The organism is Amycolatopsis sp. SB7-3 (assembly GCF_041021335.1).
Taxonomy (GTDB): domain Bacteria; phylum Actinomycetota; class Actinomycetes; order Mycobacteriales; family Pseudonocardiaceae; genus Amycolatopsis; species Amycolatopsis japonica.
On sequence record NZ_JBFPJQ010000001.1, the window covers coordinates 2,982,011 to 3,008,498 of the forward strand.

General features: G+C 68.2%; 31 protein-coding genes and 3 tRNA genes. 18 read left to right on the forward strand and 16 right to left on the reverse strand.

Features of this window, described 5'->3' with window-relative positions:
- Window positions 1-12 precede the first annotated feature (12 nt).
- Window positions 13-1,227, reverse strand: a complete 1,215-nt coding sequence (locus AB8M46_RS14705; RefSeq protein ID WP_394360503.1) for a DUF4241 domain-containing protein — start codon at window positions 1,225-1,227, stop codon at window positions 13-15.
- Window positions 1,228-1,267: 40 nt separating this feature from the next.
- The gene (locus tag AB8M46_RS14710) at window positions 1,268-1,906 is read right to left on the reverse strand and encodes a TetR/AcrR family transcriptional regulator (protein WP_037332789.1); all 639 of its coding nucleotides are present in this window, start codon (window positions 1,904-1,906) and stop codon (window positions 1,268-1,270) included.
- Between the two features lie 96 nt (window positions 1,907-2,002).
- Between AB8M46_RS14710 and AB8M46_RS14715 the strand changes: the two genes are divergently transcribed.
- Together AB8M46_RS14715 and AB8M46_RS14720 are read left to right on the forward strand one after the other, a co-directional pair.
- Window positions 2,003-2,146 (forward strand): hypothetical protein, encoded by a 144-nt coding sequence (locus AB8M46_RS14715; RefSeq protein ID WP_158633258.1) that lies wholly within the window; start codon window positions 2,003-2,005, stop codon window positions 2,144-2,146.
- A gap of 47 nt (window positions 2,147-2,193) precedes the next feature.
- On the forward strand, window positions 2,194-2,574 hold the full coding sequence (locus AB8M46_RS14720) for a VOC family protein (RefSeq protein ID WP_037332786.1): 381 nt from the start codon (window positions 2,194-2,196) through the stop codon (window positions 2,572-2,574).
- A 60-nt stretch (window positions 2,575-2,634) separates the two neighbouring features.
- On the opposite strand, the gene AB8M46_RS14725 is transcribed toward AB8M46_RS14720, so the two are convergent.
- The 4 genes from AB8M46_RS14725 to AB8M46_RS14740 are packed head-to-tail and all read right to left on the reverse strand — an operon-like array spanning window position 2,635 to window position 5,123.
- Window positions 2,635-3,024: a VOC family protein gene (locus tag AB8M46_RS14725; protein ID WP_394360504.1), complete on the reverse strand. Its 390-nt coding sequence runs from the start codon at window positions 3,022-3,024 to the stop codon at window positions 2,635-2,637.
- On the reverse strand, window positions 3,021-3,311 hold the full coding sequence (locus tag AB8M46_RS14730; protein WP_037332783.1) for a helix-turn-helix transcriptional regulator: 291 nt from the start codon (window positions 3,309-3,311) through the stop codon (window positions 3,021-3,023). Before AB8M46_RS14730 ends, AB8M46_RS14725 begins: the two co-directional genes overlap by 4 nt.
- A 43-nt stretch (window positions 3,312-3,354) precedes the next feature.
- Window positions 3,355-3,999 (reverse strand): response regulator, encoded by a 645-nt coding sequence (locus tag AB8M46_RS14735; protein ID WP_394360505.1) that lies wholly within the window; start codon window positions 3,997-3,999, stop codon window positions 3,355-3,357.
- Complete coding sequence (locus AB8M46_RS14740) at window positions 3,990-5,123, reverse strand: histidine kinase (RefSeq protein WP_394360892.1); 1,134 nt, start codon at window positions 5,121-5,123, stop codon at window positions 3,990-3,992. Before AB8M46_RS14740 ends, AB8M46_RS14735 begins: the two co-directional genes overlap by 10 nt.
- 153 nt (window positions 5,124-5,276) lie before the next feature.
- Here AB8M46_RS14740 and AB8M46_RS14745 point away from each other — a divergent pair, with 153 nt between their 5' ends.
- Complete coding sequence (locus tag AB8M46_RS14745) at window positions 5,277-5,927, forward strand: DedA family protein (protein ID WP_378420594.1); 651 nt, start codon at window positions 5,277-5,279, stop codon at window positions 5,925-5,927.
- Window positions 5,928-5,971: 44 nt separating this feature from the next.
- On the opposite strand, the gene AB8M46_RS14750 is transcribed toward AB8M46_RS14745, so the two are convergent.
- From AB8M46_RS14750 to AB8M46_RS14775, 6 genes are all read right to left on the reverse strand, one after another.
- Complete coding sequence (locus AB8M46_RS14750; protein WP_037332776.1) at window positions 5,972-7,132, reverse strand: alkaline phosphatase PhoX; 1,161 nt, start codon at window positions 7,130-7,132, stop codon at window positions 5,972-5,974.
- Window positions 7,129-7,632: a helix-turn-helix domain-containing protein gene (locus tag AB8M46_RS14755; protein WP_394360506.1), complete on the reverse strand. Its 504-nt coding sequence runs from the start codon at window positions 7,630-7,632 to the stop codon at window positions 7,129-7,131. Before AB8M46_RS14755 ends, AB8M46_RS14750 begins: the two co-directional genes overlap by 4 nt.
- A complete protein-coding gene (locus AB8M46_RS14760; RefSeq protein WP_394360507.1) occupies window positions 7,629-7,829 on the reverse strand; it encodes a hypothetical protein in 201 nt (66 codons plus the stop codon). Before AB8M46_RS14760 ends, AB8M46_RS14755 begins: the two co-directional genes overlap by 4 nt.
- A gap of 166 nt (window positions 7,830-7,995) precedes the next feature.
- Window positions 7,996-10,398, reverse strand: a complete 2,403-nt coding sequence (lon, locus tag AB8M46_RS14765; RefSeq protein ID WP_125732117.1) for an endopeptidase La — start codon at window positions 10,396-10,398, stop codon at window positions 7,996-7,998.
- A 166-nt stretch (window positions 10,399-10,564) separates the two neighbouring features.
- The gene (locus AB8M46_RS14770) at window positions 10,565-11,413 is read right to left on the reverse strand and encodes an SAM-dependent methyltransferase (RefSeq protein ID WP_394360508.1); all 849 of its coding nucleotides are present in this window, start codon (window positions 11,411-11,413) and stop codon (window positions 10,565-10,567) included.
- 19 nt (window positions 11,414-11,432) lie between these two features.
- Window positions 11,433-12,371 (reverse strand): GNAT family N-acetyltransferase, encoded by a 939-nt coding sequence (locus AB8M46_RS14775; RefSeq protein WP_378420588.1) that lies wholly within the window; start codon window positions 12,369-12,371, stop codon window positions 11,433-11,435.
- Between the two features lie 280 nt (window positions 12,372-12,651).
- Here AB8M46_RS14775 and AB8M46_RS14780 point away from each other — a divergent pair, with 280 nt between their 5' ends.
- The 6 genes from AB8M46_RS14780 (at window position 12,652) to AB8M46_RS14805 (ending at window position 16,693) form a co-directional block, all read left to right on the forward strand.
- Window positions 12,652-15,267: a bifunctional diguanylate cyclase/phosphodiesterase gene (locus AB8M46_RS14780; RefSeq protein WP_125732123.1), complete on the forward strand. Its 2,616-nt coding sequence runs from the start codon at window positions 12,652-12,654 to the stop codon at window positions 15,265-15,267.
- 79 nt (window positions 15,268-15,346) lie between these two features.
- Window positions 15,347-15,419, forward strand: a tRNA-Thr gene (locus tag AB8M46_RS14785).
- Between the two features lie 49 nt (window positions 15,420-15,468).
- Window positions 15,469-15,541, forward strand: a tRNA-Met gene (locus AB8M46_RS14790).
- 45 nt (window positions 15,542-15,586) lie between these two features.
- Window positions 15,587-15,751, forward strand: coding sequence for a 50S ribosomal protein L33 (rpmG, locus tag AB8M46_RS14795; protein WP_005152047.1), 165 nt, complete (start codon window positions 15,587-15,589; stop codon window positions 15,749-15,751).
- A gap of 88 nt (window positions 15,752-15,839) precedes the next feature.
- Complete coding sequence (locus AB8M46_RS14800) at window positions 15,840-16,289, forward strand: MaoC family dehydratase N-terminal domain-containing protein (RefSeq protein ID WP_072028953.1); 450 nt, start codon at window positions 15,840-15,842, stop codon at window positions 16,287-16,289.
- A complete protein-coding gene (locus AB8M46_RS14805; RefSeq protein WP_394360509.1) occupies window positions 16,286-16,693 on the forward strand; it encodes a MaoC family dehydratase in 408 nt (135 codons plus the stop codon). Before AB8M46_RS14800 ends, AB8M46_RS14805 begins: the two co-directional genes overlap by 4 nt.
- A 75-nt stretch (window positions 16,694-16,768) precedes the next feature.
- Here AB8M46_RS14805 and AB8M46_RS14810 read toward each other — a convergent pair whose 3' ends face one another.
- Window positions 16,769-17,701, reverse strand: coding sequence for an SGNH/GDSL hydrolase family protein (locus AB8M46_RS14810; protein WP_148311752.1), 933 nt, complete (start codon window positions 17,699-17,701; stop codon window positions 16,769-16,771).
- 119 nt (window positions 17,702-17,820) lie between these two features.
- On the opposite strand from AB8M46_RS14810, the gene AB8M46_RS14815 reads away from it, so the two are divergent.
- Window positions 17,821-18,036, forward strand: a complete 216-nt coding sequence (locus AB8M46_RS14815; protein WP_037332758.1) for a hypothetical protein — start codon at window positions 17,821-17,823, stop codon at window positions 18,034-18,036.
- 37 nt (window positions 18,037-18,073) lie between these two features.
- Here AB8M46_RS14815 and AB8M46_RS14820 read toward each other — a convergent pair whose 3' ends face one another.
- Both AB8M46_RS14820 and AB8M46_RS14825 read right to left on the reverse strand, forming a co-directional pair.
- The gene (locus AB8M46_RS14820) at window positions 18,074-18,970 is read right to left on the reverse strand and encodes a TIGR03619 family F420-dependent LLM class oxidoreductase (protein WP_073847297.1); all 897 of its coding nucleotides are present in this window, start codon (window positions 18,968-18,970) and stop codon (window positions 18,074-18,076) included.
- Window positions 18,967-20,196, reverse strand: a complete 1,230-nt coding sequence (locus AB8M46_RS14825) for a pyridoxal phosphate-dependent aminotransferase (RefSeq protein ID WP_394360510.1) — start codon at window positions 20,194-20,196, stop codon at window positions 18,967-18,969. Before AB8M46_RS14825 ends, AB8M46_RS14820 begins: the two co-directional genes overlap by 4 nt.
- Before the next feature lie 207 nt (window positions 20,197-20,403).
- Between AB8M46_RS14825 and AB8M46_RS14830 the strand changes: the two genes are divergently transcribed.
- The 6 genes from AB8M46_RS14830 (at window position 20,404) to AB8M46_RS14855 (ending at window position 24,038) form a co-directional block, all read left to right on the forward strand.
- Window positions 20,404-20,476: transfer RNA gene (locus AB8M46_RS14830), tRNA-Trp, on the forward strand.
- A gap of 27 nt (window positions 20,477-20,503) precedes the next feature.
- Entirely contained in the window at window positions 20,504-20,956 is a 453-nt protein-coding gene (gene secE, locus AB8M46_RS14835; protein ID WP_037332751.1) for a preprotein translocase subunit SecE, read from the forward strand.
- A 76-nt stretch (window positions 20,957-21,032) separates the two neighbouring features.
- A complete protein-coding gene (gene nusG, locus AB8M46_RS14840) occupies window positions 21,033-21,887 on the forward strand; it encodes a transcription termination/antitermination protein NusG (RefSeq protein ID WP_037332750.1) in 855 nt (284 codons plus the stop codon).
- A gap of 78 nt (window positions 21,888-21,965) precedes the next feature.
- The gene (rplK, locus tag AB8M46_RS14845; protein WP_005152062.1) at window positions 21,966-22,400 is read left to right on the forward strand and encodes a 50S ribosomal protein L11; all 435 of its coding nucleotides are present in this window, start codon (window positions 21,966-21,968) and stop codon (window positions 22,398-22,400) included.
- A gap of 82 nt (window positions 22,401-22,482) precedes the next feature.
- Window positions 22,483-23,196 carry a 50S ribosomal protein L1 gene (rplA, locus tag AB8M46_RS14850; RefSeq protein ID WP_037332749.1) on the forward strand — a complete coding sequence of 238 codons (714 nt, stop codon included), beginning with the start codon at window positions 22,483-22,485 and terminating at the stop codon, window positions 23,194-23,196.
- A gap of 77 nt (window positions 23,197-23,273) precedes the next feature.
- On the forward strand, window positions 23,274-24,038 hold the full coding sequence (locus AB8M46_RS14855; protein WP_037332746.1) for an alpha/beta fold hydrolase: 765 nt from the start codon (window positions 23,274-23,276) through the stop codon (window positions 24,036-24,038).
- A 165-nt stretch (window positions 24,039-24,203) separates the two neighbouring features.
- Here the strand turns inward: AB8M46_RS14855 and AB8M46_RS14860 are convergent, their stop codons facing one another.
- Window positions 24,204-25,049, reverse strand: a complete 846-nt coding sequence (locus tag AB8M46_RS14860; protein ID WP_394360511.1) for a hypothetical protein — start codon at window positions 25,047-25,049, stop codon at window positions 24,204-24,206.
- 329 nt (window positions 25,050-25,378) lie between these two features.
- Here AB8M46_RS14860 and rplJ point away from each other — a divergent pair, with 329 nt between their 5' ends.
- Complete coding sequence (gene rplJ / locus AB8M46_RS14865) at window positions 25,379-25,930, forward strand: 50S ribosomal protein L10 (RefSeq protein ID WP_016331060.1); 552 nt, start codon at window positions 25,379-25,381, stop codon at window positions 25,928-25,930.
- Window positions 25,931-25,978: 48 nt separating this feature from the next.
- Complete coding sequence (rplL, locus tag AB8M46_RS14870; RefSeq protein ID WP_016331061.1) at window positions 25,979-26,371, forward strand: 50S ribosomal protein L7/L12; 393 nt, start codon at window positions 25,979-25,981, stop codon at window positions 26,369-26,371.
- Window positions 26,372-26,488: the final 117 nt, after the last annotated feature.

Here is a 26,488-nt window from a genome sequence, read left to right on the forward strand (position 1 = left end):
CATGATCCCCGCTCAGGCCGTGAGAATCCGGGCACGGTTCAGGATCAGCATGTCGGTGACGAAGCAGACCGGCGTGCCGTCGGCCGCCCGGCCGATCCAGGTCGGATAACTGCCGTCTCCCCAGCCGGTGGTGAACGCGATGATGTTGCCGTCGGCACCGTCCGGCGTGACGTCGATATGCGGGTCCACCTCCTCGAACTTCTCGAGCAGCTCGTCGTCCATCTCCTCGGGAAGGGCGTCGGCGTCGGTGAAGCAGCCAGTGCCGCTGTCCACGCCATAGCCGTAGAACTCCCCGTCACCGAGGAAAAGCGCGTTCTGCCCGGGCCACAGCGCCGCTTCCCAGGTGGCGACGGGGACGTCGGCGACGACGAGTTTCGCGGCCACGACCCGTTCGTGGGACGGCTCGTCGACGAACCGGATCACCGAGATCACCACCCGGTACTCGCCGGGAGGCACGGTGACCGTGAAGTGCGCGGCGTCCGAATCCAGGAAGGCCGGATCCGCCGCGACGAGCCTGCCGCTGGTCATGCGGAGCTTCCCGGCGTCCCGAAGGCCGATCTCGACGACGCCGTGGCCACCGCTCAGGGAGAAACGCGTACCCGCCGTGAACATTTCGTCGATACCGAAGGGGCGCAAGGGAACGGAGGGCCGCCAAGGGCGCTCCTCGACCGGAACCGGTGGATCGGTGACCGGGGCGTCCGGCGTCCGCAGGGTCAGCTCCTTCGAATTCGTGAAGGGTTCCCAGACGCCGAAGGCGGGCTTCGGCATCCTCAGCTCGGACAACGGCTTTCGCACACGGCCGCTGCTGGAACCGCCGCCGTAGCCACGAGGGGCCTTGTGCATCCAGCCGTCGCCGTCGGGGCCGAAGGACAGCTCGACACGGCCGGCGTTCTGCTCGTCGAATTCCTCCTGGTCATCGAAATGGTAGGTCCACTGGTCGACCTTCACGAGGAACAGCGAGCCGTCTTCGAGCACGCGGAACTCGAACAACCCACGGCGCCTGCTCCGCTCGTCGAAGTGCGCGGAGCGGGCGAAGTGGTGCTTCCAAGCGACTTCGACCAGTACCAACGGAACTCCCGAGTCGGGACGCACCAGCGCGACGGCGTACTGCTCCCCGGCGGCGTCGCGTTCCCGCGCGATGCCGGGGGAGAACCTTCCGATCAGCGCGCGGGCGGCCGGGTCCCAGCCTTCGCAGTAGACGACGTCGAGCAAGGTCCCCTCAGACATGGAGCGAAACCTAGCGGTAACCCCCGACAAAACCCAGGGGCTATTCGCGGATCGCGTAGTCGCCGAAAGCGGGCTCCAACAGCTCGAAAGCCCGCTTGGTCGCCTTCGTCAGCGCTTCGGCGATCTCGTCGTTGCTCTCGCCGGCATGGGACCGCCGGAGGACCTCGCGAAAGAGGACGCGGTCGATCGCGTTGAGCTCGGCGGCGGCCATGACCGGGGTGACGTCGTCCGCGTCGGCTCCGGTCTCGGTCGCGAGCAGTTCGGCGAGCGCGGCTTCGCGCAGTTCGTGCAGCTCACGCAGCCGTGCGGTCAGGGTCGGGCTCTCCAGCACCATTTTCGCGAAGACCGGCCCGGTGAAACCGATCACGGGAGAGTGCTCCGCCACCGCGTCCAGGAAGGTGCGCCGTAGCGCGGCCAGCGCCGACTCACCAGGCTTCCGGTCGCGGACGGCGTTCGCCAGCCCGTTCGTGAACTCCTCGTGCTGGTCGAGCGCCAGGTCTTCTTTGCGCGCGAAGTAGTTGGTGACGGTCTTCTTCGCGACTCTCGCCGCGGCGGCGATCTCGGCGATCGTCGTCTCCTCGAACCCCTTCTCGATGAAGAGAAGCGTCGCCTGGTCGGAGATCAGCTGCCGTGTCTCCTGCTTCTTGAGCTCCCGAAGGCCCACATCCGCGCTGGTCATGAGCGAAGTTTACCACCGTCGTAAAAATATCCTTGACTTCTGGTAGGTCGGATGTAAACTTACGTCCGTACTACCGACCACGAGAGAAGAGGCTCCTTGACCGCTCGAATCCCCCAAGGCAACGAAGGCACCAACCGCGCCCAGGCCCGCCGGAACGACCGCCGTCATCAGCAGCCGTTCCCCGGCCGCTCGATGCCGGTGCGCCGCTCGATCGGCGTCCCGCGCCGCCGGTCGTACTGACCGCTCAGCTCATCCGAAAACTCAACGCCGACCGAAGGGGATAGCCCATGAACGTCCTTGCCTCCACCATCTCGTTGACCGTCGACGACGTCACCGCGTCCAGCCGTTTCTTCACCGAGCACTTCGGCTTCACCGAGCAGATGGCCGCGGAGGGTTTCGTCTCCCTCGGGCACGAAACCGCGAAGGTGAGCATCGTCCTGCTTCAGGCGGGGATCGAGGTCTTGCCGGAGAACCTGCGGCAGCAGCGCGCGTCCGGCGTGATCGTGGCCTTCACGGTCGAGAACCTCGAGGCCGAGGAGAAGCGCCTGCGCGACGAAGGTGTCGAGATCACGTTGCCGCTGCGGGAAGAGCCGTGGGGAGAGCGTCTCTTCATGGTCACCGATCCGAACGGCGTGCCCGTGGAGCTCGTGGAGTGGGTGCAGCAGTAGGGAAACGTCGAAGCGGGGCTTGGTCCACAGTGGGCCGAGCCCCGCTTTGCCTCGCCGGGTCTACTTCATCGTGGCGAGCTGGATCAGGTTGCCGCAGGTGTCGTCGAAGACGGCGGTGACCACGGGGCCCATGTCCACGGCGTCCTGGGTGAACTCGACGCCGAGCCCCTTGAGGCGCTCGACCTCGGCGTACACGTCGTCGACGGCGAACTGGGTGAACGGGATGCCGTCGTCGGCCAGCGCCTTCTTGAACGGCTTCGCCGCGGGGTGCCCGTCCGGTTCCAGTAGCAGTTCGACGCCGTCGGGGTTGGCCGGGGAGACCACGGTGAGCCAGCGGGCGTCCCCGGCGGGTACGTCGTTTTTCTTGATGAACCTCAGTTTTTCGGTGTAGAAGTCGAGGGCCTTCGCCTGGTCGTCGACGAAGACGCTGGTGATGTTGATCCGGATCACGGGTTCGGTTCCTCTCGGTCGATGGGCCACCGCTCGACGATCGACCGCAGTGGACTCGTGTCGATGTGGTGGAACTTGTAGCGGCCCTGTCGCCGGGTGCGCACCAGGCCCGCCTGTTCGAGCATCGCGAGATGCTGCGAGATGGCCTGTCGTGACGAGGACAAGCCATGCTTCATGGTCAGCCTGCCGCAGATCTCGAACAGGGTCTGACCGTCCTTTTCGGTCAGCTCGTCCAGGATGGTGCGTCGCGTCGCGTCGCCGATCGCCTTGAACAGGTCGCCGTCCACGACCCAGTTATAGGCAAGTCGTCACTTGCCTGTCAACTCGAGGTCAGGACCCGAGGTAGCGCAGGATGGCCAGGACGCGACGGCTGTAGCCGGCGGTGCTGGCCAGTTCGAGCTTGTCGAAGAGGGCGTTCACGTGCTTCTCGACAGCGCTCAGCGAGATGAACAACGACTCGGCGATTCCGGGATTCGTGTGCCCCTGCGCCATTTTCTCCAGCACTTCACGTTCGCGGACGGTCAGTTTCGCGAGCGGATCGGTGTGCGTGGTCCGTGCGAGCAGCCGTCGCACCACCTCCGGATCGAACGCGGCGCCGCCCGCGGCCACCCGTTCGAGCGCGTCCAGGAATTCGCCCACCTGGGCGACCCTGTCCTTCAGGAGATAGCCGACGCGTTCACCATCGCCGGTGATCAGCTCGGCCGCATAGCGCTTCTCGACGTACTGCGAGAGCACCAGCACCCCGATCTCCGACCAGCGTTTCCGGATCTCGAGCGCCGCGCGAAGGCCCTCGTCGGTGTGGGTCGGCGGCATCCGGACGTCGGTGACGATCACGTCCGGCCGGTAGGCGGCCGTCGCCGAGAGGAGCGCGTCGCCGTCGCCGACCGACGCCACGACCTCGTGTCCCTCTTCGACCAGCAGCCGGACCAGCCCTTCGCGCAGGAGGGTCGAATCCTCCGCGAGGATCACTCGCACGGCAGCACCGCGGTCACCACGGTCGGGCCGCCGAGCGGACTGTCCACTGTGAACCGCCCGTCCGCCGCCGCGACGCGCATCGCGAGGCCGGAAAGCCCGCCGCCCGACTTCCTCGCCCCGCCCGTGCCGTCATCGGTGATCCGTACCCGCACCCTGCCCCCGTCCCGCTCCACTTCGATGTCGATCCGCGTCGCCGCGGCGTGCTTGATCGTATTGGTGACCGCCTCTGAAGCGACGAAGTAGACGACGGTCTCGATGGCTGCCGGTGGCCGTTCCGGCAGGTCGACCCGCAGGTGGACCGGGATGCCCGAGCGTTCCGCCAGCGCCTCCAGCGCGGGATGCAGTCCGTCCGTATCCAGTGCGATCGGATACACCCGCCACGAGACCTCTCGCAGGTCCACCAGGGCGCGCTGGGATTCCTCGTGCGCTTGCCGGAGCAGATCCGACGCGTGTTCCGGGTCGGTCGCGCGACGCGCCCGGCCGAGCAGCATTCCGAGCGCGACGAGCCGCTGCTGGACGCCGTCGTGCAGGTCCCGTTCGATCCGGCGGCGCTCGCCGTTGACCGCCTCGACCACTTCCGCCCGGCTGGTCGTGAGTTCGGAGAGCCGCCGGCGCAACTGTTCGCTTCTGCTGGGGCCGAAAAAGCGCTTCGCCAGCCTGGCGTCCAGCGTCGCGGCTCCGATAAGTCCTTGCAAGGCAAGGAAAACGAGCAACCCGCCGAAGAGGACTGTGGTGACCGGGTCGTACCAGTCGGCCGGTGCTCCTCCTCCGGGCGACTGACCCTCGAACAGCTGAGCGGCGATGATCACCCCGGATCCGGCGCCCAGCAGGATCAGGACGAAGATCGCGGCGCAGAGCAGGCCGATGACGCACCGCGGGACGAGATAGGCCATCGCACGGTGATCGGTGTAGTTCGTGGCGTTCTCTTCGCCGAAGTACTTCTCCAGCCGCCGCCGTTCCACTTCGGACAGCACACGCGCACCGGCCAGGACGGGCTGCCGCAGCGCGGGAACTGCGAGCGCGAGGCCGCCGAAGAGCACATAGAAGAACTCCGCGACCGCGGTCATGGCGCCGATCGCCAGACCGAGTGTGCCGCGGAGTGCTCTGCGCAGGTAACGGCGCATCGACGGCGGAATGGGCATAACGCGAGGTTAGCGGGGTAGCCGGAGATCGGTACTGCGGTTTACCGCAGTGATTCGTGCCGCTTCACCCCAGTGTGCGGAACCCGGGCGATTCGTACGTTCGTTGACATCCGCAGACGACCACGAAAGGCCGCCATGAACCTCCTCCTCGCCCAAACCGCCAGTGAACCGATGGGAGGACTCGCCGGCTGGGCGGTGTCACTGATGGACGCGCTGGGCGGTCCGGGAGCGGCGATCATCGTCGGCCTGGACAACCTCTTCCCGCCGATCCCCAGCGAACTGGTGCTCCCGCTGGCCGGGTTCTCCGCCAGTCAGGGCACGTTCACGCTGATGGAAGCACTCGTGTGGACGACGTTCGGCTCGGTCGCGGGCGCGATCATCGTGTACTACCTCGGCCTGCTGCTGGGCCGCGACCGAACACGGCGCTGGATGGCGAAGATCCCGCTGGTCAAGGCGTCCGACTTCGACAAGACCGAAGCCTGGTTCCGGAAACACGGCACCAAGGCGGTGTTCTTCGGCAGGATGGTGCCGATCTTCCGCAGCCTCATCTCCCTGCCCGCCGGAATCGAACGCATGCCGTTCTGGCGGTTCCTGGCCCTGACCACGCTGGGCAGCCTGATCTGGAACACGGTGTTCGTCCTGGCGGGTTACGCCCTCGGGGAGAGCTGGCATCTGGTCGAGGAATACGCCGGGTTCTTCCAGTACTTCGTGATCGCCGCCGTCGCGATCGCCCTGACCCTCTTCGTGGTGAACCGGCTGCGGGAGAAGAACCGCACCAACGCCTGAGCCGTGCGGGGGCGCCGGGCCGTCGACGCCCCCGCACGCCGGTTTCAGGAACGGAAGGGGCCGGTCACCTCGTAGGTGATCCCGCCCGAGGACGAACCGGAGGTACCGCGTTGCGAGGAGAAGTACAGCCGGTTCCCCGCCGGAGTGAACGCGGGGCCGCAGATCTCCGACGAGCTCTGGCCGTTGATCCGCAGGAAGGGGGCCACGATGTCGTTCGGGGTGATGATGCAGATCTCCATGTTGCCGCCGTCTTCGGCGACGTAGAGGTCACCCGACGAGGTCCCGGTGACGTTGTCGACACCCGTCAGCGGGGCCGAGCCAGGGCTGACCAGCGAGTCGTCGTAGGCCAGCTCGTAGGTGCTGTTCGTCAGGTTGAGCTGCCAGACGCGGTTGTCGCCCTTGGTGGTGAACCACGCGGTGTCGTTGGCGTAGTGCAGTCCTTCGCCGCCGTTGAACCGCTTCGCACCGGACACCTGGTTACGGGTGGCGGTGGGGGAGCCGTCGGGGTCGGGGACGTTCGCCCAGGTGAAGCTGCCCGAGGTCGCCGTGCCGGCCTTGAGCACCTGCAACGTTCCGGCGGAGAGATCGCCCCAGGTTGTCGGGACGAAGCGGTAGAAGCAGCCGTCGGAGGTGTCTTCGGTCAGGTAGACGACCTTGCGCACCGGGTCGGCCGCCGCGGCCTCGTGCTTGAACTTCCCCATCGCGGGCCGCTGGACCGCGGCCGTGGCCGGACCGTTCGGCTGGCATTCGTAGACGAACCCGAGGTCGATCTCCTCGCAGGAAAGCCAGGTGTTCCAAGGAGTCTTTCCGCCCGCACAGTTCTGGCGGGTGTTCGCCAAGATGCGGTGGGCGCCGGTGATGTTCCCGCTCGCGTCGAACTTGACCGCGCTCGCGCCCCCGCCGGGGGTGATCTCCGAGTTCGACACGTAGATCCAGCCGCTGCCGTCGGCGAACACCGCGCCGCCGTCCGGGGCGCTGTGCCAGGTGTACCCGGTGCTCGCGACCTTCTGGCCGGACCTGGCGATGACACGGCTGGTGAATCCCGCCGGCAACTGGATCCCGTTCGCGTCGGCGGCCTGGAGCGCGCCGTACGGGCTGGGTCCGTTCTGAGCGGGCGCGGCGAGAGCCGCTCCCGAGAGCCTGTTTCCGAACGCCGTGACACCGGCGCCGACCACGGCCGCGCGCAGGAAATTCCGTCGCTTCACTCGTGCCTCCGAGACATCCGCTGATGTGGTGGTGCGGGATGGAGCGGGTCGGAGAGTACGGGCGGAACGGGACATCCAGGTGAATTCGCGGCGTATTCACCGCGAGGAGGGAACTTTCGTAGGGAACCTTCGTGCAGCACTATTTCTTTCGCTTTGCGGAGGCCCGGTGCTTCGGAGCCGCCGCGCTGTGCCGCGATTTCCAGTGCGACGAGTATCCGGTCGAGCGGTGCGCATCCGCCATTGCGGTGGTGGCGACGTCCGATCAGGTGACGCCAGTCGGCGAGATACTCGTCGACCCCGCGCTCGTCGGGGACCGTCCGGAGCAGGGCGTGCAACAGGACTCGCATCTGGTTTTCGTTGCCCGGCAAGGTGTTCCGGGCCAACAGGTCGGCCAAGGTGCTGCGGGACCAGCCGGTCGCGGCGGCCAGTGCGCGGATGCTGAGGCCGCTTCGGTCGCGGAGTTCGCGCAGCCGCGCCATGAACTCCGTTTCCGTGTTCATCGGGGTGCCTTGGCGGGCGCGGGGTGACGGAGAACGGCGCCGAACAGGGTGATGGCGATCCCCGCGGCGACAGTGGCGCTGGTGCCGGCGAAGGTCAGCGCCGCGGTGAATCCGGTGAGAATGCTCAGACAGACGATCTGACCGGCCGAAACGCACCTGCGCCTCGGCCGCAACGGGGAAAGAATTCCTTGACTCATGACCTTGCCCTCTCAAGGATCACGCACCCCGGCTGGGTGGCACGCAATGTACGTTATCAAAACGTGATAGGGAGTTTAAGGCGAGTCAATGTCCGGGTTCGTCCGGATTTCGGCAAGCCGAAAGCCCCGGACCCACGAGGGGATCCGGGGCTTTGGCCTCGCGCCGTTATGCCGCTTGGGCGACCGGAGCCGTCGCCGGGGCCAGCGCGATGTCCAGCACGTCGCGGACGTTCGCCACGGCGTGGACGTCCAGCTGGGCCAGCACTTCGGCCGGGACGTCGTCCAGATCGGGCTCGTTGCGCTGCGGGATGATCACCGTCTTCATCCCGGCCCGGTGCGCGGCCAGCAGCTTCTGCTTGACCCCGCCGATCGGCAGCACGCGCCCGGTCAGCGACACCTCGCCGGTCATCGCGACGTCCGACTTCACTACGCGGCCCGAAAGCAGGGACGCCAGCGCGGTCGTCATCGTGATGCCGGCGCTCGGCCCGTCCTTGGGCACCGCGCCCGCGGGGACGTGCACGTGGATGCCGCGGTCTTTCAGGTCGCCCACCGGGAGTTCCAGCTCGGCGCCGCGCGAACGCAGGTACGACAACGCGATCTGCACCGACTCCTTCATCACTTCGCCCAGCTGGCCAGTCAGCTGAAGCCCGGTGGAGCCGGACTCCGGATCCGCCAGCGACGCCTCGATGTAGAGGACGTCACCGCCGGCTCCGGTCACCGCCAGCCCGGTGGCCACACCAGGGGTCGACGTGCGCTGGGTCGACGCGGGCAGCGAGGACTCCGGCAGGTGCCGCGGACGGCCGAGGTAGGTCTCCAGCCCGTCGGCGTCGATCGTCAGCGGCAGCGCGACCTCGTCCAGCGCGACCTTGGTCGCCACCTTGCGCAGCACCTTCGCGATGGTCCGGTTCGCGTTGCGCACCCCGGCCTCCCGCGTGTACTCGGCGGCGATGCGGCTGAACGCGCCGTCGGTCAGCGTGACGTCGTCCTTGCCGAGACCGGCGCGCTCCAGCTCACGGGGGAGCAGGTGGTCGCGGGCGATGGTGACCTTCTCGTGCTCGGTGTAGCCGTCGAGGGTGACCAGCTCCATCCGGTCCAGCAGCGGGCCGGGGATGGTCTCGAGCGCGTTCGCCGTCGCCAGGAACACGACGTCGGACAGGTCCAGTTCGACCTCGAGGTAGTGGTCGCGGAACGTGTGGTTCTGCTCCGGGTCCAGCACCTCCAGCAACGCCGCCGTCGGGTCGCCGCGGTAGTCGGCGCCGACCTTGTCGATCTCGTCGAGCAGCACGACCGGGTTCATCGAACCCGCTTCCTTGATGGCGCGGACGATCCGGCCGGGCAGCGCGCCGACGTAGGTGCGGCGGTGGCCGCGGATCTCCGCCTCGTCACGGATGCCACCGAGCGCGACGCGGACGAACTTGCGGCCCATCGCCTTCGCCACGGACTCGCCAAGCGAGGTCTTGCCGACCCCGGGAGGGCCGGCGAGCGCGAGCACCGCGCCCGAACGCCGTCCGCCGACCGGGCCGAGGCCCGACTCCGCACGGCGCTTGCGCACGGCCAGGTACTCGATGATGCGTTCCTTCACGTCGTCGAGGCCGGCGTGATCGGCGTCGAGGATGTCCCGCGCCGCGGCGATGTCGTGGACGTCGGTGGTGCGCTCGTTCCACGGCAGTTCGAGGACCGTGTCCAGCCAGGTGCGGATCCAGCCGCCCTCGGGGGACTGGTCGGAGGTGCGCTCCAGTTTGTCCACTTCGGACAGTGCGGCCTTCTTGACCGCGTCCGGCAGCTCGGCGGCTTCGACGCGGGCGCGGTAGTCGTCGTCGTTGGCCGTGCCGTCGAGCTCGCCCAGCTCCTTGCGGATCGCTTCGAGCTGACGGCGCAGCAGGAACTCCTTCTGCTGCTTCTCCATGCCCTCCTGGACGTCCTTGCGGATGGTGTCGGTGACCTCGAGCTCGGCCAGCTGCTCGCGGCTCCATTCGAGGGCCTTCTCGAGCCGCGCCGAGACGTCGAGGGCGGAGAGCAGTTCGAGTTTCTGCTCGGTCTTGAGGTACGACGAGTTGCCCGCCAGGTCGGCGACCGCGGACGGGTCCTCGACCTCCTGGACCGCGTCGATCATCTGCCAGCCGCCACGCTGCTGGAGGATCGCGAGGACGACGCTCTTGTACTCGGACGCGAGCTTCGCGGAGTTGTCGTCGGTGGTCTCGGTGGCGACCTCGGCGTGGACCCAGCGGGCGGCGCCGGGGCCGTCGGCGATGCGGCCGACGACGGCGCGGCGGGTGCCGCGCAACAGCACCGCGGTCTTGCCGCCGGGCACGCGCCCGATGCGCTCGACTGTCGCGATAGTGCCGAGTTCGGCGTATTCGCCGTGGACGCGGGGGACGATCAGCACCTCGGCCTTGGTGGCGGCGCTGGACCGGATCCCCGGGAAGGAAGCCTGGGCAGGCGTGTTGGCCTGGGCGGACTCCACCGCGGCGCGCGTCTCCGTGTCGGCGAGGTCGAGCGGGACGATCATGCCCGGCAGCACGACGTCGTCATCGAGCGGGAGGACGGGCAGGAGGCGGTTGTCGGTCATCTGTGCACTCCTCGGTTAGTTGAGTCTGCCTAGCTCAACTCTCCGATCGACCCGTTTGTTTCCTTTCCACGTTCGCCGTCAGCGATCACTCATTCATCCGACCTCTGCCTGGTCCGCGTCGCCTTTAGCCCCCTAAACGCGACGCGAACCGGCGAGAGGTCCGAGGTCAGGGGTGCACCGAGACCCCGCACCAGGCGAACGGCCGGGCGCCTTCCTCGTCCCGCCGTAGCTCCCGTACGGGTCGCCAGTCGGGCAGATGGACGAGGCCGGGCTCCAGCAGCGGCCAGTCCCCGAAGAGCGGCTCGATCTCTTCGCGGTCCCGCATCCACACCGGGTTGCTCGTCTTCCGGTACTGCTCGACCATCCAGTGCAGCCCGTCGGCGTCCTCGCCGGTCTGGCCGCCGAAGCTCATGTGCGAAAGCCCCAGCCAGCTGCCCGGCGCGAGCGCGTTCCGGTACGTCGCGACCAGCGCGGGCGGATCGTCGTGCTGTCCGGCGAAATGCAGGACGGCCATCATCATCAGGCACACCGGCTGGTCGAAATCGATCAGCCGCAGCGTCTCCGGATGCCGCAGGACGTCCTTCGGCCGCCGCATGTCCGCCTGGACGATCCCCGCCCAGTCGGTCGCCTCGTGACGTTCGAGGATCAGCTCCGCGTGCGCCACCGCCACCGGCTCGTAGTCGACGTACACGACCTTCGCCGTGTCGCCCGGCTCCAGCTCTTCCTGCACGATCTCGTGCACGTTCCCGGCTGTCGGGACACCGGAGCCCAGATCGATGAACTGCCGGATCCCCGCGTCCAGCGCCGCGCGCACGACTCGGTTCATGAACTCGCGGTTGTGCCGCGCGCCCGGTTTGACCCAGCGCCACTGCTTTTCCAACGCGCGGGCGAACTCGCGATCGACCGCCCAGTTGTGGGTCCCGCCGAGGAACCAGTCGTAGATCCTCGCCGCGGACGGCTTTTCGGTGTCGACCCCGGTCGGCGCCACCGGGGCCGCGTCATCGTCCCTCTTCACGAAAACGAGCCTATCCGGATCAAGGCACCGCGGGTCGCCGCTGCCAGTACGTCCAGAGCGGCCGATAGCCCTGCGCGTACCAGAACGGCGTCGAGCGCGGGTTGGCCAGCGCGTGGTGCAGCAGCACGGCGTCGGTGCCGCATTCGTCGAAGACCTGGTGCGCGTGCGCGGCGAGCGCCGTCCCCACCCCGCTCGACCGTGCCTGCTCGGCCACCGCCAGCGACGACAGGTAGCCGACCTTCTCGGCCGCGACCCGGCCGCGGATCCACGCCGTGTCGCCGGGGAACTGCACCCGCACCATGCCCAGCGGACGGCCGTACAGCTCGGCGATCCACAACGTCGGATTTTCGCGGCCCAACTGTTTCGACAGATCCGCCGTGATCGTTTCCTCCGCGCCCTCGCGCAAAGTGACAGAACCGAACTGCGCGTCATAACGCTGCAATTCCAGTTCGAGTGCGACGGCGGTTTCGAGATCATCCGCTTCGGCGGGCCGGATGTGCACGCCGGGAGTGGCGGGCGGTCCGGTCACGGCGAGCCGGTCGGCCGGGCGGACCGCGATCACCAGCACCGGCGCGAAGCCGCGGCGCAGCAATTCGGCCGAGCCGGGGGAGTCCCGGCTGGGCCGCACGACGGTCGCCGCCGTCTCGACATCCCCAGGTGGAGCCACGGTCTTCAGATGTTCATCCCATCGGGTGAGTAATGCGTCGAGAGCGGCTTCCGGGCGGGGGCCGGTGAGGCGCGCTTCGAGGCGATGCTCGACGAGGGCCCGCCACGGAGAGTCAACGGAATCGGGACCCGCCTCGGTCCGTACCGACAATCCGGCGGCGGCCGAGTCGCCGGCCGTCGCGGAGAGTGACACGGAGCCCTCGACAGGCTCCAGTGCAGGCATTTCGGGGAGCAGGGCGTCCACGGTGGCGAGCCGCTCGGCGTGCCCGGCGGCGATGGCGTGGCTATTCATAGGGCTATTCAAGCCCCTACTGACGGGTCCGCCGGGAACTTCACGAGATTGGCCGGAGCGTGGCGCCAGGTGACTTCCGGTAGTCGGAAGGAACGCGAATAACGCTCCCATTTCACCCCTTGGTCCACGCAGGTCAGCGCGACGCGCCCATTGTTAACCCTGGGGTGATCTCATACTGTCTCGAATGGGACTTGGGTACGCCCTCCGGGGTACTGTATTGCCCTCGTCCCCGAGGTCGCGGTAGGACAAGACCGGTTGGGCAGCCGGGAAGGAAGGTCGGATGCCGGACACGAACGGCAGGCCCGGGAGCGCCGCACAGGCGGCAGCGGGCAAGGGAGGCGCCGTTACGGAGGCTCGTACCGACGAGCGACGGTTCCGCGTCTACACCTTCGCGGTACTCACCATGGGCATCGCCGCCGCGGCCGCGGTCAGCCTCTGGCTGGACTTCGAGGCCTCGGACGATCTGCTGTGGATCGGGCCGATCCTCGCCCTCGCGTTCCTGCTCGCCGAACAGCTCGGCATCAACGTCGACGTCCGCAGCGGCATCTCGTGGACGATCTCGTTCACCGAGATCCCGCTGGTGATCGGTTTCTTCGTCGCTCCCTTCGAAGTCGTGCTCGCCGCGCATCTCGCGGCGGGGATCGGGACCTTGCTGGCCCGCAAGGTCGCGGGCCGCGTGCTCTACAACGCCGGCGCCTTCCTGCTGGAGATCACCGGCGCGTTCGCCGTGGCAGGACTGGTGAAACAGGCCTCCGGCGCCCACGACATGACCTGGATCGCCGCGCTGGCCGGGACTTTGACCGCGCCGCTGGTCAGCACGCTGCTCGCGCTCGCCGCCGTCCGCGTGCTGCGCCGCCGCATGCGCGTCAGCACCGCGATCCGGCTGACCGGCCGCATCCTCGTCGTCGGCTTCGTCAACGCTTCGGTCGGTCTTTCCGGTTATTTGGTCATTTCCGGGACGCCGAAGGCCTGGCCGCTCGTGCTCGCCGTCTTCCTCGGCCTCACCGCGTTGTACTGGGCGTACTCGGATCTGCTGCGCGAGCAACGCGACATGGAAGCGCTGTCCGACGTCAGCCTGATGGTCGCGCGCTCCGGTCAGCAGGCCGCCGCACGGCCCGCCGGGCGCGCGGACGAACTCGTCGGCGGCGTCGACGTCCGCGAGTGGGCGACCATCGCCGAACGCATCAAGGACCAGCTCGCCGCAGGCCGCGTCGTGCTGAGGCTTCGACTGGAGCCGAAGGACACCATGCGGATGGTCGTCGCGGGTGACGAACTGCCGCCCGTCGACCCGGCCGCCGACGACCCGCTGCTGCGCCTGCCCGGCGCGCACGTCCGCCACTTCCGGATCACCGAAGCCAATCCCGACGTCCGCTCCGCGCTGCTCGACCGCGGCGCGCAGGAGGCGCTGGTCGTCCCGCTGCGCAGCGCGAACCAGCTCCTCGGCGTCGTCGAAGCGCACGACAGGCTGAGCCGCTGGCGTGGGTTCGGCAAGTACGACGTCCAGCTGCTCGGCACGATGGCCAGCCACCTCGCGACGTCGCTGGACAACCGGCGCCTGCTCGCGACCCTGCGCCACGACGCCTACCACGACCCGCTGACCGGTCTGCTCAACCGGCCGGGCTTCCGCCAGGTCGCCAAGGAACCGTTGCGGGAACAGGTCGACGCGGTCGTGCTCCGGGTCGACCTGGACGTCTTCTCCACCGTCAGCGACGCACTCGGCTACGTGTGGGCCGACCGGATGGTCATCGCCGCGGGCCGCCGGATCCGCGACGCGCTCGGCCCCGACGTCCCGCTCGCCAGGCTCGAAGGCGCGTCGTTCGCGGCACTCCTCGTCGGCTGCGCCCCGGAACGCGCCCAGGCCGCCGCGGAACTGCTCCGCGCGGAACTCGTCGCCCCGTACCCGGTCGACCGGCTCTCCGTCGAAGCCAACGCGATGATCGGCTACGCCACCTCTTCGGCGGAAGACGACGAGCAGGTCGACGTCGACGGGCTCCTGCAGCGCGCCGACGTCGCCGTCCGCGCCACCAAGGGCGGCGAAGAGGTCCGCGGCTACATGGCCAGCATGGGCCAGATCTTCATGCGCCGGTTCCAGATGGTCACGCAGTTCCGGCAGTCGCTCGAAGAAGGCCAGCTGAGCGTCCACTACCAGCCGAAGATCACCTTGCCGAACCGGCAGATCCAGGGCGTCGAGGCGCTCGTGCGCTGGGTGCACCCGGAGTTCGGCAGGCTCGGCCCGGACGAGTTCGTCCCGGCGATCGAAGCCGCCGGCCTCATCGGCGTCCTGACGTCGTTCGTGCTCGAAGAGTCGTTGAAGCGCGTGCGCAAGTGGCTCGACGAGGGCCTGCGCATCTCCGCCGCGGTGAACCTGTCCGTGCGGAACCTGGCCGACGAGGACTTCCCGACGAAGGTCGCGCGCGAACTCGACCGCTTCGGTATCCCGCCCGAGCTGCTCACCTTCGAGCTGACCGAGTCCGGTGTGATGTCCGACCCGCAGAAGGCGCTGCCGATCCTGCGGGAGCTGCACTCACTGGGCATCGTGCTCGCCGTCGACGACTTCGGCACCGGCTACTCGTCGCTGGCGTACCTGCGGCAGCTCCCGGTCGACCAGGTCAAGATCGACAAGAGCTTCGTCCTCGGCATGGGCACCGACCTCGGCGACCTCGCGGTCGTGCGCTCCATCGTCGAGCTGGGCCACTCGCTCGGCCTCACGGTCGTGGCGGAGGGCGTCGAGGAGGACGTCGCGCGGGATCAGCTCGAAGCGATGGGCTGTGACGTCGCTCAGGGCTACCTCATCTCGCGGCCGCTGCCGGAGGACCGCCTCGAGGCGTGGCTGCAGGCCCGCACGGCGCGTTCGCCCGGACGCCACTCCGAGACCGTCCTCACCCTGCTGACCTGAGGTTTCGCGGTAACGGACCCCCCTGTTCCACCCCCTCGCGGGGACTTGCTAATCTTTCCAAGTCCTCGCGAGAGGCAAGGCCCCTTTAGCTCAGTCGGCAGAGCGTTTCCATGGTAAGGAAAAGGTCTACGGTTCGATTCCGTAAAGGGGCTCAGAACTTCAGCCGCGTCACGCAAGCGTGTCGCGGCCAGGTTCATGTAAGGCGGTGTAGCTCAGCTGGCAGAGCAAGCGGCTCATAATCGCTGTGTCGCCGGTTCAAGTCCGGCCACCGCTACGCGGTAATCCTGGGTATCCCAGGCCTAGTAGAGAAGGAAATGCTGTGGCTGCCACTGACGTGCGACCGAAGATCACGCTCGCGTGTGAGGAGTGCAAGCACCGCAACTACATCACCAAGAAGAACCGGCGCAACAACCCGGATCGCCTGGAGATGAAGAAGTTCTGCCCGAACTGCGGTACGCACCGGACTCACAAAGAGACCCGCTGAGCGTCTAGCGGTTCTACCTGTCTTACCCGAAGCCGCCCTGGTCACCAGGGCGGCTTCGGGTATTTTTCGGGTTCGGTAGCCTGCTCGGGTGGCCTTGGACCAGTCGTTCACCGGGCGGGTGTACCCGCCGACCAGTACCTATGAAGTGAGTCGCGAGAAGATCCGGGAGTTCGCCGACGCGCTCGGCGACGCGAACCCGCTCTACCGCGACCCCGAAGCGGCGAAGGCGGCCGGCTACCCCGACGTCATCGCGCCGCCGACGTTCCTGACGATCATCAACCTCGCCTCGATCAACGCGATCGTCTCGGACCCCGAGCTGGGTCTCGACTACTCGCGGATGGTCCACGGCGATCAGCGGTTCACCTACACGCGGCCGGTGCACGCGGGCGACGTCCTGTCGCTCACGACGCATATCGACAACATCATGGCCCGCGCCGGGAACGACTTCATCAACCTGCGCGCCGAGATCTCCGGCGCCGACGGCGGTCTGATCGCCACCACGAACGCCCAGCTCGTGGTCCGAGGGGAGGACGCGTGAGCACGTTCACCGTCGGGGAAGAACTGACGCCGCTGACCATCGACGTCACCCGTGACCAGCTGGTGCGCTACGCCGGCGCGTCGCTCGACTTCAACCCCATCCACTGGAACGAGGCCTTCGCCAAGGAGGTCGGCCTTCCCGACGTCATCGCGCACGGGATGCTGACCATGGCGCTCGGCGCTCGGCTCGTCACCGACTGGCTCGGCGACCCCGGACGCCTCGTCGACTACTTCGCGCGCTTCACGCGCCCTGTGGTCGTGCCGAACGAGGGCGCGGCGACGATCGAGTTCACCGGCAAGGTCGCCGTGGTCAACGACGACGACGGTACCGCCCGCGTCGACATCACCGCCAAGTTCGAGGGCAAGGCCGTGCTCGGCAAGGCGCAGGCGGTCGTCCGCAACTGACGCCCGGGGGAGCAAGGGACCTTTGCTACCACTCGCTTAGCGTGCCTAAGTAAGTGGTAGCAAAGGTCCCTTGCTCTACGCGAGCTTGAGCAGCTTCTCCAGGACCTCCGCCATCCCCGCCGCGCCCCGCGCGTTCGGGTGCAGCGGCGCCGCGGGCACCGACGGCGCGGGGCCTTCGACCCAGCGCCGGTTCGCGGCGCTGCACATGTCCCGCCCCTTGCTCGCGGTCGACATGTCGGCGAAGCCGGCTTCGTGTGCCTTCGCGGTGTCCTGCAACGCCGTGTTGAGCCGTTTGAGCGAGTCGCGGAAGTACGCCACGTCCCCCGCGCCGACCGGCAGGACGGGCCAGCAACCGGCGTCGTCGTCCGGAAGCACCGTCGGGTACCCCACGACCACGATGCGCGCCGAAGAGGCTTTCGCGCGGATCTGGTCCAGGATCCCGCCGAGCCGGTCCGCGGCGGCGGTGATCCGTTCGGCGAGCTGGTCGCGGCCGCCCGCGGTCAGCTGGGTCTTGCAGGGCGAAGCGGTCTGCACCTGCGTCGCGCACTGGCTCGCGAAGCCGGCGAAGCCCACGTCGTTGCCGCCGATCCCGACGGTCACCAGCGTCGTGTCACCGTCGACGGCATCGAGCTGGGGAGCGTTCGTGCCGTCGCGGGTCTTCTGCTCGCCGGTGAGGTGCTCGGTCGTGGCGCCGCCGCAGCTGACGTCGACGAACTCGGCCGGACGCAGCTTCGCGGCGAGCAGGCTCGGGTAGTTGTTGTCCGAGCGATCGCAGCCCGCCGGCGCGCCCACGGGCCGTCCGGTGCCCGGCGAGGCCGTGTAGGAGTCGCCCAGCGCCACGTACCGGCCCGCGCCGTCCGAAGTGGTGACCCCCGGCGGAGTCACCGCCGTTCCACGCTCCCAAAGGTGGTAAGCGATCCCCAGGACGGACAGCACGATCACCAGGAAGAGGCAGCCGCCGCCCGTTCTCCGCTGCGTCACCCGTTCGTTGTACGCGACCTGGGTCACGTTTGTCATCGGTCCGACCGTCGGTGAACTGAGCGTGAACGGGTGATCTCCGGTTGCCTGAGACGTGGATCACGTTCAGGGTGGTGCGCGTACCTGCCCCCGAGGAAAGGCGGAAAACCGTGAGCCTGAACTTGAACAAGCTGGTGGACAAGGCATGGGAGGACAAGGGCATCGGTGAGCTGCTGGACGCGCCGCCGTCCGCGCTCGAAGGCCTGACCAAGAAGCACGACGAACTCCTCGCCGAGCTCAAGATCAAGACCATCCGGGACCTCGGCAACTGGAAGTACGCCGCGAAGGCCCACGCGCTCGTCCAGCTCGCCGACGGCGAATCCTGACCTTCTGAAGGCCCTTCCCGGCGAACGGGGAGGGCCTTCAGCCGTTAGGGACGAGGTCGCGCAGCTCGGCGGCGAGATCAAGGGCGTGCGTGACGTCCCGCGCGAGGTAGTGGGGGTCGACGAAGGCTTCGGCGATCCCGGTCTCGGCGGCCGCTTCCAGCTGGGCAGCGACGTCCTTGAGGTCCGTTCCCGGCTTCGGGTTGATCCGCAGCACCCGGCGCAGCGTGCCGGGGTCGCGGCCCGCCTTCTCGGCCGCGGTCACCACGGTGTCCCAGAGCTTCGCCAGATACGGCGCGGGCAGTCCGGCCGGAAGCCAGCCGTCCGCGCGACGGCCGACGCGATCCAGCGCCACCGGCGACAGCCCGCCGAGCAACACCGGCGGATGAGGGCGCTGAGCCGGGCGCAGTCCCACCTTCGACGCCGGGATCCGCCAGCGTTCGCCTTCATGCTCGACGGGGTCGCCGGTCCAGAACTTCCGGAGGACGTCGAGAAGCTCCTCCAGCTGTCCGCCACGCCCCTTCCAGGGGGTGCCTGTCGCCGTGTACTCGTCGCGAAGCCAGCCGATGCCCAACCCGACGTCCAGGCGGCCACCGCTCACCTGATCCAGTGAGGTGAGCATCCTGGCGAGCACCACGGCCGGGTACACCGTCCCGGTGAGCGTGCTGGTGCCGAGCCGGACCTTGTTAGTGACGCTCGCGGCGACGGTCAGCAGGATCAGCGGATCGGCGAACGTGACGAATTCGGGCGGGTACGGCCGTTCCGGTGTGCCGCCGGGGTAGAAATCCGACGGCGAGACCGGCGCCAGCACCCGATCCCCGACCCACAAGGACTCGTAGCCGAGCTCCTCGGCCGCCGCGGCGAAACCGGTGACGGCGTCCATCGACGCGAGGGGACCGTACTGCGGAAGAGCGATTCCCAAGCGCACCACGGTCACCGTGCTTCCGCGAGCAGACGGCCCATCCTGGTGATCCCCTCGGCGAGATCGTTTTCGTCCAGGGCATAGGAAATCCGGAAGTAGCCCGGTGTCCCGAACGCCTCGCCGGGCACCACGGCGACCTCGGCCTCGCGCAGGATCAGATCCGCCAGCGCCACCGTGTCGGCCGGACGCTCGCCACGAATCTCCTTGCCCAGCAACGCTTTCACCGACGGATAAACGTAGAAAGCGCCGAGTGGCACCGGAGTCTCGACTCCCGGGATCTCGGAAAGCAGGGACAGAGCCTTCTTCCGCCGGGCGTCGAACGCTTCGCGCATGGCGAAAACGGCGTCGAGCGGTCCGCTCACCGCGGCCAGTGCCGCGCGCTGCGCGACGTTGGAAACGTTGCCGCACAAGTGGGATTGGTACGCGGTCGCCGCCTTGACCACGTCCTGCGGACCGAGCAGCCAGCCCACCCGCCAGCCGGTCATCGAGTACGTCTTCGCGACCCCGTTGAGGACGATCGTGCGGTCGGCGAGCTCCGGGACCAAGACCGGCATCGAAGGCGCTTCGGCGCCGTCGTAGACCAGGTGTTCGTAGATCTCGTCGGTGATCACCCAGAGGCCGTTCTCGTGCGCCCAGCGCCCGATCGCCTCGACCTGCTCGCGCGGGTACACCGCGCCGGTCGGGTTCGACGGCGACACGAACAGCAGCACCTTCGTGCGCGGTGTCCTGGCGGCTTCGAGCTGCTCGACGGTGACCAGGTAGCCCGTCGTCTCGTCCGCCGTGACCTGCACCGGGACACCGCCGGCGAGGGCGATCGACTCCGGGTACGTCGTCCAGTACGGCGCGGGCAGCAGCACCTCGTCGCCCGGGTCGAGCAGCGTCGCGAACGCCGAGTAGACCGCCTGCTTGCCGCCGTTGGTCACCAGGACGCGGCCGGGGTCGACCTCGAACCCGGAGTCGCGGACGGTCTTCGCCGCGATCGCCTCGCGCAGCTCCGGCAGCCCGCCCGCGGCGGTGTAGCCGTGATTGACCTTGTCGCGGACCGCCGCTTCGGCGGCTTCGAGCACGTTGGCCGGGGTGGGGAAGTCCGGCTGCCCCGCGCCGAACCCGATCACCGGACGACCCTGCGCCTTGAGCTCCCGGGCCTTCGCGTCGACGGCCAGCGTGGCCGACGGCGTGATGCCGCCGATGCGGGCCGAGACGCGGGCGGCGGGCGAAGACGAGGGTGCGGGAGCGCTCATGGCGACATCGTGGCACGATCATGGGGTCGGCCGTGGGGGAGTTTTCCCCGCGGAAGGCTGCTCCGCGCCGCTTTGAGGGGCGCGGTTGCGAAGCTGTTCGGGGGTTGCCGTAGACTTCTGGTCTCGGAACGCACTACGGTCATCCCCGCCACGGCGGTGGGGACGATGGAATGCGTCCTCGGGAGCTCCAGAGCATCGGGGTTCCAAAGGGGTGTAGCTCAATTGGCAGAGCAGCGGTCTCCAAAACCGCAGGTTGCAGGTTCAAGTCCTGTCACCCCTGCGTAAGCGAACTGGTGAAGGCGGAGGAGTGGTCGTGAGCGACAGCGACGCCAGCGGTGAGAAGGCGCAGGACGACGCCGGGCAGAAGCCCGACGAGCAGTCCCGCCCGGTGACCGCCGCTGCCCGGCGTGAGCGCCGTGCGTCCGCGCGCCCGTCCGGTAAGGCCGACGCCAAGTCGGACGACAAGACCCGCCCCGCCGGCAAGGCGAAGGCCGGGGACAAGACCGAGAAGTCCAAGGACGCCAAAGGCACGGCGACCCCGAAGCGCGACCGCAAGCCGAAGCAGGCGTCGATCTTCGCCCGGCTCATGCGCTTCATCCGTGAGGTCTGGGCCGAGCTGCGCAAGGTCATCTGGCCGAACCGCAAGCAGATGGTCACCTACACCGCGGTGGTGCTGGTCTTCGTGGTGTTCATGGTGGCGCTGGTGAGCGGCCTCGACCTGGCCTTCAAAGAGGTCGTCGGTGCCGTCTTCGGCAGCTGAGGCAGCCGTTCGCGGTGCCTGAGGGCGCCGCACGGTGGCCTGCGCCACGGCAACCGATCAACTGAGAGGACGGAACGTGACCTCCGAGAACGGCACAGCAGCCGGTCATGAGCTGACCGAGCTTTCCGACGAGCAGGTGCACGCGGCACTCGGCGACGAGCAGTCCGAGCACCTGGACTCCGTCGAGGTGCCCGCCGCAGGCGACGAGGTCGACGAAGCCGGAGATGTCGCGGAGGCCGACGAGGCGTCCGCCGGGACCGACGACACCGAGGACGACGACACCGCCGCCGAGCCCGAGGCCGACGAGGACGTCGACCCGGTCGCCAAACTGCGCGCGGAACTCAACGCCGCTCCCGGTGAGTGGTACGTCGTGCACTCGTACGCGGGTTACGAGAACAAGGTGAAGACCAACCTCGAGACCCGGACCCAGACCCTGGACGTCGAGGACTACATCTTCCAGATCGAGGTCCCGACCGAAGAGGTCACCGAGATCAAGAACGGCCAGCGCAAGCAGGTGCAGCGCAAGGTGCTGCCCGGCTACATCCTGGTCCGCATGGACCTGAACGACGCCTCGTGGAGCGCGGTGCGCAACACGCCGGGTGTCACCGGGTTCGTCGGCGCCACGTCGCGTCCGTCGCCGCTGACCGTGGACGAGGTGCTCAAGTTCCTCGCGCCCAAGGTCGAGACGGCCGCCCCCGCCAAGCCCGGCAAGGGCGAGGCCGCTTCCGCCGAGTCTCAGCTGGGTGCCCCCGCGGTCGAGGTGGACTTCGAGGTCGGCGAGTCGGTCACCGTCATGGACGGCCCGTTCGCGACGCTGCCCGCGACGATCTCCGAGGTCAACGTGGACGGACAGAAGCTGAAGGTCCTGGTGTCGATCTTCGGCCGGGAGACCCCGGTCGAGCTGTCGTTCAACCAGGTCTCCAAGATCTGACGGCCGCCAGACGGCCGGCAGTCCCCGCGTACTGGCAGGTGTGCGGGGGACTCAAGTCAGTAAGAAGGAACAAACGAAATGCCACCCAAGAAGAAGAAGCTTGCGGCGATCATCAAGCTGCAGATCAAGGCGGGTGCGGCCAACCCCGCGCCGCCGGTCGGCCCCGCGCTGGGTCAGCACGGCGTCAACATCATGGAGTTCTGCAAGGCCTACAACGCCGCGACCGAGTCGCAGCGCGGGGACGTCGTCCCGGTCGAGATCTCCGTGTACGAAGACCGCACGTTCGACTTCAAGCTCAAGACGCCGCCGGCCGCGAAGCTGCTGCTGAAGGCCGCGGGCGTGGAGAAGGGTTCCGGCGAGCCGCACAAGACCAAGGTCGCCAAGGTCACCTGGGACCAGGTCCGCGACATCGCGAAGACCAAGGAATCCGACCTGAACGCGCACGACATCGACCAGGCCGCGAAGATCATCGCCGGCACCGCCCGCTCGATGGGCATCACGGTCGTCGACTGAGTTCCACCCAGCACCACCGTGGGAGAGCCAAGTGCTGGCTCCAACACCACACTGATCCGTTGAAGAGTTAAGGACAGAAGCAATGCCCAAGCACAGCAAGGCCTACCGTCAGGCTCTTGAGCTGGTGGACCGCGAGCGGCTCTACGCCCCGCTCGAGGCCGCCAAGCTGGCCAAGGAGACCTCCTCCAAGAAGATGGACGCCACCGTCGAGGTCGCCATGCGCCTCGGTGTCGACCCTCGCAAGGCCGACCAGATGGTCCGCGGCACCGTGAACCTGCCGCACGGCACCGGTAAGACCGCCCGCGTCATCGTTTTCGCCGTTGGTGACAAGGCCGCCGAGGCCGAGGCCGCCGGCGCGGACGTGGTCGGCACGGACGAACTGATCGAGCGCATCCAGGGTGGCTGGCTCGAGTTCGACGCCGCGATCGCGACGCCGGACCAGATGGCCAAGGTCGGCCGTATCGCCCGCATCCTCGGCCCGCGTGGCCTGATGCCGAACCCGAAGACCGGCACCGTGACCCCCGCGGTCGCGAAGGCCGTCTCGGACATCAAGGGCGGTAAGATCAACTTCCGCGTGGACAAGCAGGCCAACCTGCACTTCGTCATCGGCAAGGCCTCGTTCGACACCGACAAGCTGGTGGAGAACTACGCGGCCGCGCTGGACGAGATCCTGCGTGCCAAGCCCTCGTCGGCGAAGGGTCGCTACCTGAAGAAGGTCACGATCTCCACGACGATGGGCCCGGGTGTCCCGGTCGACCCGGCCCGCACCCGCAACCTCCTCTCCGAGGACGCGTGAGGCTGAGTTAGACATCACTGAGAAGGGGGCGGTCCCGCTACGGCGGGGCCGCCCCTTTTTCGTGTTTGCTGGAGGGCATGCCTACCTTCGCGTCCTTCGACGGGCTTCAGCTGAGCTACACCGTGTGGGAAGGCCGTGGGCGCCCGGTACTGCTGCAGCACGGCTTCGCCGCGGACACGAACGCCAACTGGATCGCTCCCGGCGTCGTCGACACCCTCCAGGACGCGGGGCTGACCGTGATCAGCCTGGACGCGCGCGGCCACGGGCGGTCGGCGAAACCGCACGACGAGGCGAGTTACGGCGACGACGCGATGGTGCGCGACGTGTCGGCGCTGCTCGACTCCCTGGGGCTCGACGAGGTGTCGATGGTCGGCTACTCGATGGGTGCGATGATCGCGCTCGGCGCGGTGGCCGCGGACCCGCGGATCCGGTGTCTCGCGATCGGCGGGGTCGGGTCGGGGATCGTCGACTTCGGCGGCGTCGACACCCGCGTCGTCACGCCTGAGGCGATCAGCGAGGCGTTGCTCGCTTCGGATCCCTCGACGCTTCCGCCGTCTTCGGCGCCTTTCCGCGCGCTGGCCGACGCGTTGCGGGCGGACCGGATCGCGCTGGCGGCCGTCGCGCGCGGGACGGCGAATCCGAAACTGGACCTGACGGCGATCGCCGTGCCGACCCTGATCCTCGCCGGGGACACCGACCCGCTGGCCGCGGAACCCGAACGCCTGGCCGCCGCCATCGCCGGTGCCCGCCTCGTGCGCGTGCCCGGCGATCACATGGCCGCCGTCATGCACCCCGCCTTCGGCTCCGCCCTTGCCGGCTTCCTGACTTCGCACGACCTCTGACGCGACCTGCGTTTAGCCCCCTAATCGCGATCCGGCGCCCGCACCTGCGTTTCGCGGGCTAATCGCGATCCGGGGTGCGGACCTGCGTTTCGCGGGCTAAACGCGATCTGGCGGGCGCGTCGCCTTTCGCGGGCTAAACGCGATCTGTGGGTGAAGACGTGCAGGTCAGTTGGTGGTCGGCGGGGCGGGGCAGGGGTCGGGAGAGTTCGCATGGCTGGTGATCAGCCACTGGCCCATCTCGACTTCCTGAAGGGTGAAGCTGCCCAGCAGAGGGCCACCGCGGATGTTGTACCAGCAGGAGTGAATCGTCAGGTTCTGTCGCGGGACCACGCTCGAGATCGGGCGCACCGCGTAGATGTACGGCGTGATGTCGGTGACCTTGGCGTTCAGCGCCGGGACGGCGGTCGCGCAGTCCGGATAGCCGAGGTCGCGGGCGAACTGGGCTTGCGCCTGTTCGGTCATCGCCAGGCAGACCGTTTCGACCCGGACATCCGGGGGGTACGGCTTGCCGATCGTGTCGTAGATGGCACGCACGGCCTCCCACGGATTATTGGCGAGCACGCGGTTGGTGTGGTGCTTGCCGCCGCCGCCCTGGACGAACGTCGCCGTGTCCTGTCCGGCGTCGCTCGGGAAGATCTGCCGGTAGACGATGGTGGCGCCGACGCAGAGCAGCACGATCACGATGATCCAGGCGAGGAGCTTCCCGCCCAGACGTCGCAGCCAGCGCGGCATGCGCGGACGAGGGGCGTGCACGAGTTCGCCAGGCGGCGGCCCCGGAGGCGCCGGTGGCTGCCCGCCGTAGTGTTGGGTCGCGGGCTGCGTGGTCTGCGACGGCACGAGTCCCTGCTGCTGTGCCTCGGTGAACTTCAGGTAGTCCTGGAACTGCTGAAACTGCTGGAACTGGCGCAGTTGCTCCTCATCCAGCCGGGGCGCGGGCTGACCTCCCGCCTTGGGCTCGATGTCCGTGCCGGGCTCGCTGCCCGGCTTTCCGTCATCACGCTGCTCCGCCACGTCACCATGATGCCTCGCGAGGCCTCCCGCGCACTCCGCCGGTCGCGTTTAGCCCGCTAAACGCGCTCCGGAAGGGGGTCCGTGCGGACGGCGGAAGAGGGTCACGTACTCTTGTCAAGGTTCTACCGAAGACCGCTGGTCTTCTCCTGGTCATACGGCCTGGAGAACGAAGGCCCCGCTAGGGCGGGCGACCCGCGCAGGAGGAACGAGGCTCGCCCGCGACGCATGTCGTCGTGTGCCCTGACGCCCCGCGCCTGTCTGCGCCGGGGCGTTTCGTCGTTTCAGGGCTCTCAAGGCCAGTGGACCACTAGCCAAGAGAGGAGGCGACCATGGCGAAGCCCGACAAGGAGGCGGCCGTCGCCGAGATCGCGGAGAGCTTCCGCAGCAGCTCGGCCACAGTCGTTACCCAGTACACCGGCCTCTCCGTGTCCCAGCTGTCCCAGCTGCGCCGCGCTCTCGGCACCAATGCCAAGTACCGGGTCGCGAAGAACACCCTCGTCAAGCGTGCCGCCACGGACGCCGGCATCGAGGGTCTCGAGGACCTGTTCGTCGGCCCGACCGCGATCGCCTTCGTCGAAGGTGAGCCGGTTGACGCCGCGAAGGCGCTTCGCGATTTCGCGAAGGACAACAACGCGCTTGTGATCAAGGGCGGCTACATGGACGGCAAGTCGCTGTCCGTGGACGAGATCTCCAAGATCGCCGATCTCGACAGCCGTGAGGTCCTGCTCGCCAAGGCGGCGGGCGCGTTCAAGGCGAAGCTGTCCCAGGCCGCCGCGCTGTTCCAGGCGCCGGCGTCCCAGGTCGCCCGCCTGGCTGCCGCGCTGGAGGAGAAGCAGCGCAACGCCGGTACCGAAGCAGCCGAAGCACCCGCCGAGAGCTGAACACCCCCCACCCCGAACTTTTAGTTCGTTTCAGAGAGGAAAGCCACCATGGCGAAGCTGAGCACCGCCGAGCTGATCGACGCCTTCAAGGAGCTCACCCTTCTTGAGCTGTCCGAGTTCGTGAAGGAATTCGAGGAGACCTTCGACGTCACCGCCGCCGCCCCGGCCGCCGTCGTCGCCGCGGCCCCGGCCGCCGGTGGCGCTGCCGCCGACGCTGGCGCCGAGCAGGACGAGTTCGACGTCGTCCTCGAGTCCGCCGGTGACAAGAAGATCCAGGTCATCAAGGTCGTCCGTGAGGTCGTCTCGGGTCTGGGCCTGAAGGAGGCCAAGGAGCTGGTCGAGGCCGCTCCCAAGGCCCTCCTGGAGAAGGTCGACAAGGAGGCCGCCGAGGCCGCCAAGGAGAAGCTCGAGGCCGCGGGCGCCAAGATCGCCATCAAGTGATCTCGGGCGCGTCAGCGCCTACCGCAGCACCGTCGAAGGGGCGGGCATCCACACGGGTGCCCGCCCCTTCGCTGTCCCCGCCGACCTGCGTTTAGCCCCCTAATCGCGACGCGTAGC

What these genes read in the sequence shown, in the direction of transcription:
- AB8M46_RS14825 (WP_394360510.1), bottom strand. Translation starts at nt 20,196, where the DNA reads ATGAGCGCTCCCGCACCCTCGTCTTCGCCCGCCGCCCGCGTCTCGGCC.
- rplJ (WP_016331060.1), top strand. Translation starts at nt 25,379, where the DNA reads ATGGCGAAGCCCGACAAGGAGGCGGCCGTCGCCGAGATCGCGGAGAGC.
- AB8M46_RS14780 (WP_125732123.1), top strand. Translation starts at nt 12,652, where the DNA reads ATGCCGGACACGAACGGCAGGCCCGGGAGCGCCGCACAGGCGGCAGCG.
- AB8M46_RS14775 (WP_378420588.1), bottom strand. Translation starts at nt 12,371, where the DNA reads ATGAATAGCCACGCCATCGCCGCCGGGCACGCCGAGCGGCTCGCCACC.
- AB8M46_RS14705 (WP_394360503.1), bottom strand. Translation starts at nt 1,227, where the DNA reads ATGTCTGAGGGGACCTTGCTCGACGTCGTCTACTGCGAAGGCTGGGAC.
- rplL (WP_016331061.1), top strand. Translation starts at nt 25,979, where the DNA reads ATGGCGAAGCTGAGCACCGCCGAGCTGATCGACGCCTTCAAGGAGCTC.
- rplA (WP_037332749.1), top strand. Translation starts at nt 22,483, where the DNA reads ATGCCCAAGCACAGCAAGGCCTACCGTCAGGCTCTTGAGCTGGTGGAC.
- AB8M46_RS14755 (WP_394360506.1), bottom strand. Translation starts at nt 7,632, where the DNA reads ATGAACACGGAAACGGAGTTCATGGCGCGGCTGCGCGAACTCCGCGAC.
- AB8M46_RS14710 (WP_037332789.1), bottom strand. Translation starts at nt 1,906, where the DNA reads ATGACCAGCGCGGATGTGGGCCTTCGGGAGCTCAAGAAGCAGGAGACA.
- AB8M46_RS14740 (WP_394360892.1), bottom strand. Translation starts at nt 5,123, where the DNA reads ATGCGCCGTTACCTGCGCAGAGCACTCCGCGGCACACTCGGTCTGGCG.
- AB8M46_RS14745 (WP_378420594.1), top strand. Translation starts at nt 5,277, where the DNA reads ATGAACCTCCTCCTCGCCCAAACCGCCAGTGAACCGATGGGAGGACTC.
- AB8M46_RS14855 (WP_037332746.1), top strand. Translation starts at nt 23,274, where the DNA reads ATGCCTACCTTCGCGTCCTTCGACGGGCTTCAGCTGAGCTACACCGTG.
- rplK (WP_005152062.1), top strand. Translation starts at nt 21,966, where the DNA reads ATGCCACCCAAGAAGAAGAAGCTTGCGGCGATCATCAAGCTGCAGATC.
- AB8M46_RS14760 (WP_394360507.1), bottom strand. Translation starts at nt 7,829, where the DNA reads ATGAGTCAAGGAATTCTTTCCCCGTTGCGGCCGAGGCGCAGGTGCGTT.
- lon (WP_125732117.1), bottom strand. Translation starts at nt 10,398, where the DNA reads ATGACCGACAACCGCCTCCTGCCCGTCCTCCCGCTCGATGACGACGTC.
- AB8M46_RS14720 (WP_037332786.1), top strand. Translation starts at nt 2,194, where the DNA reads ATGAACGTCCTTGCCTCCACCATCTCGTTGACCGTCGACGACGTCACC.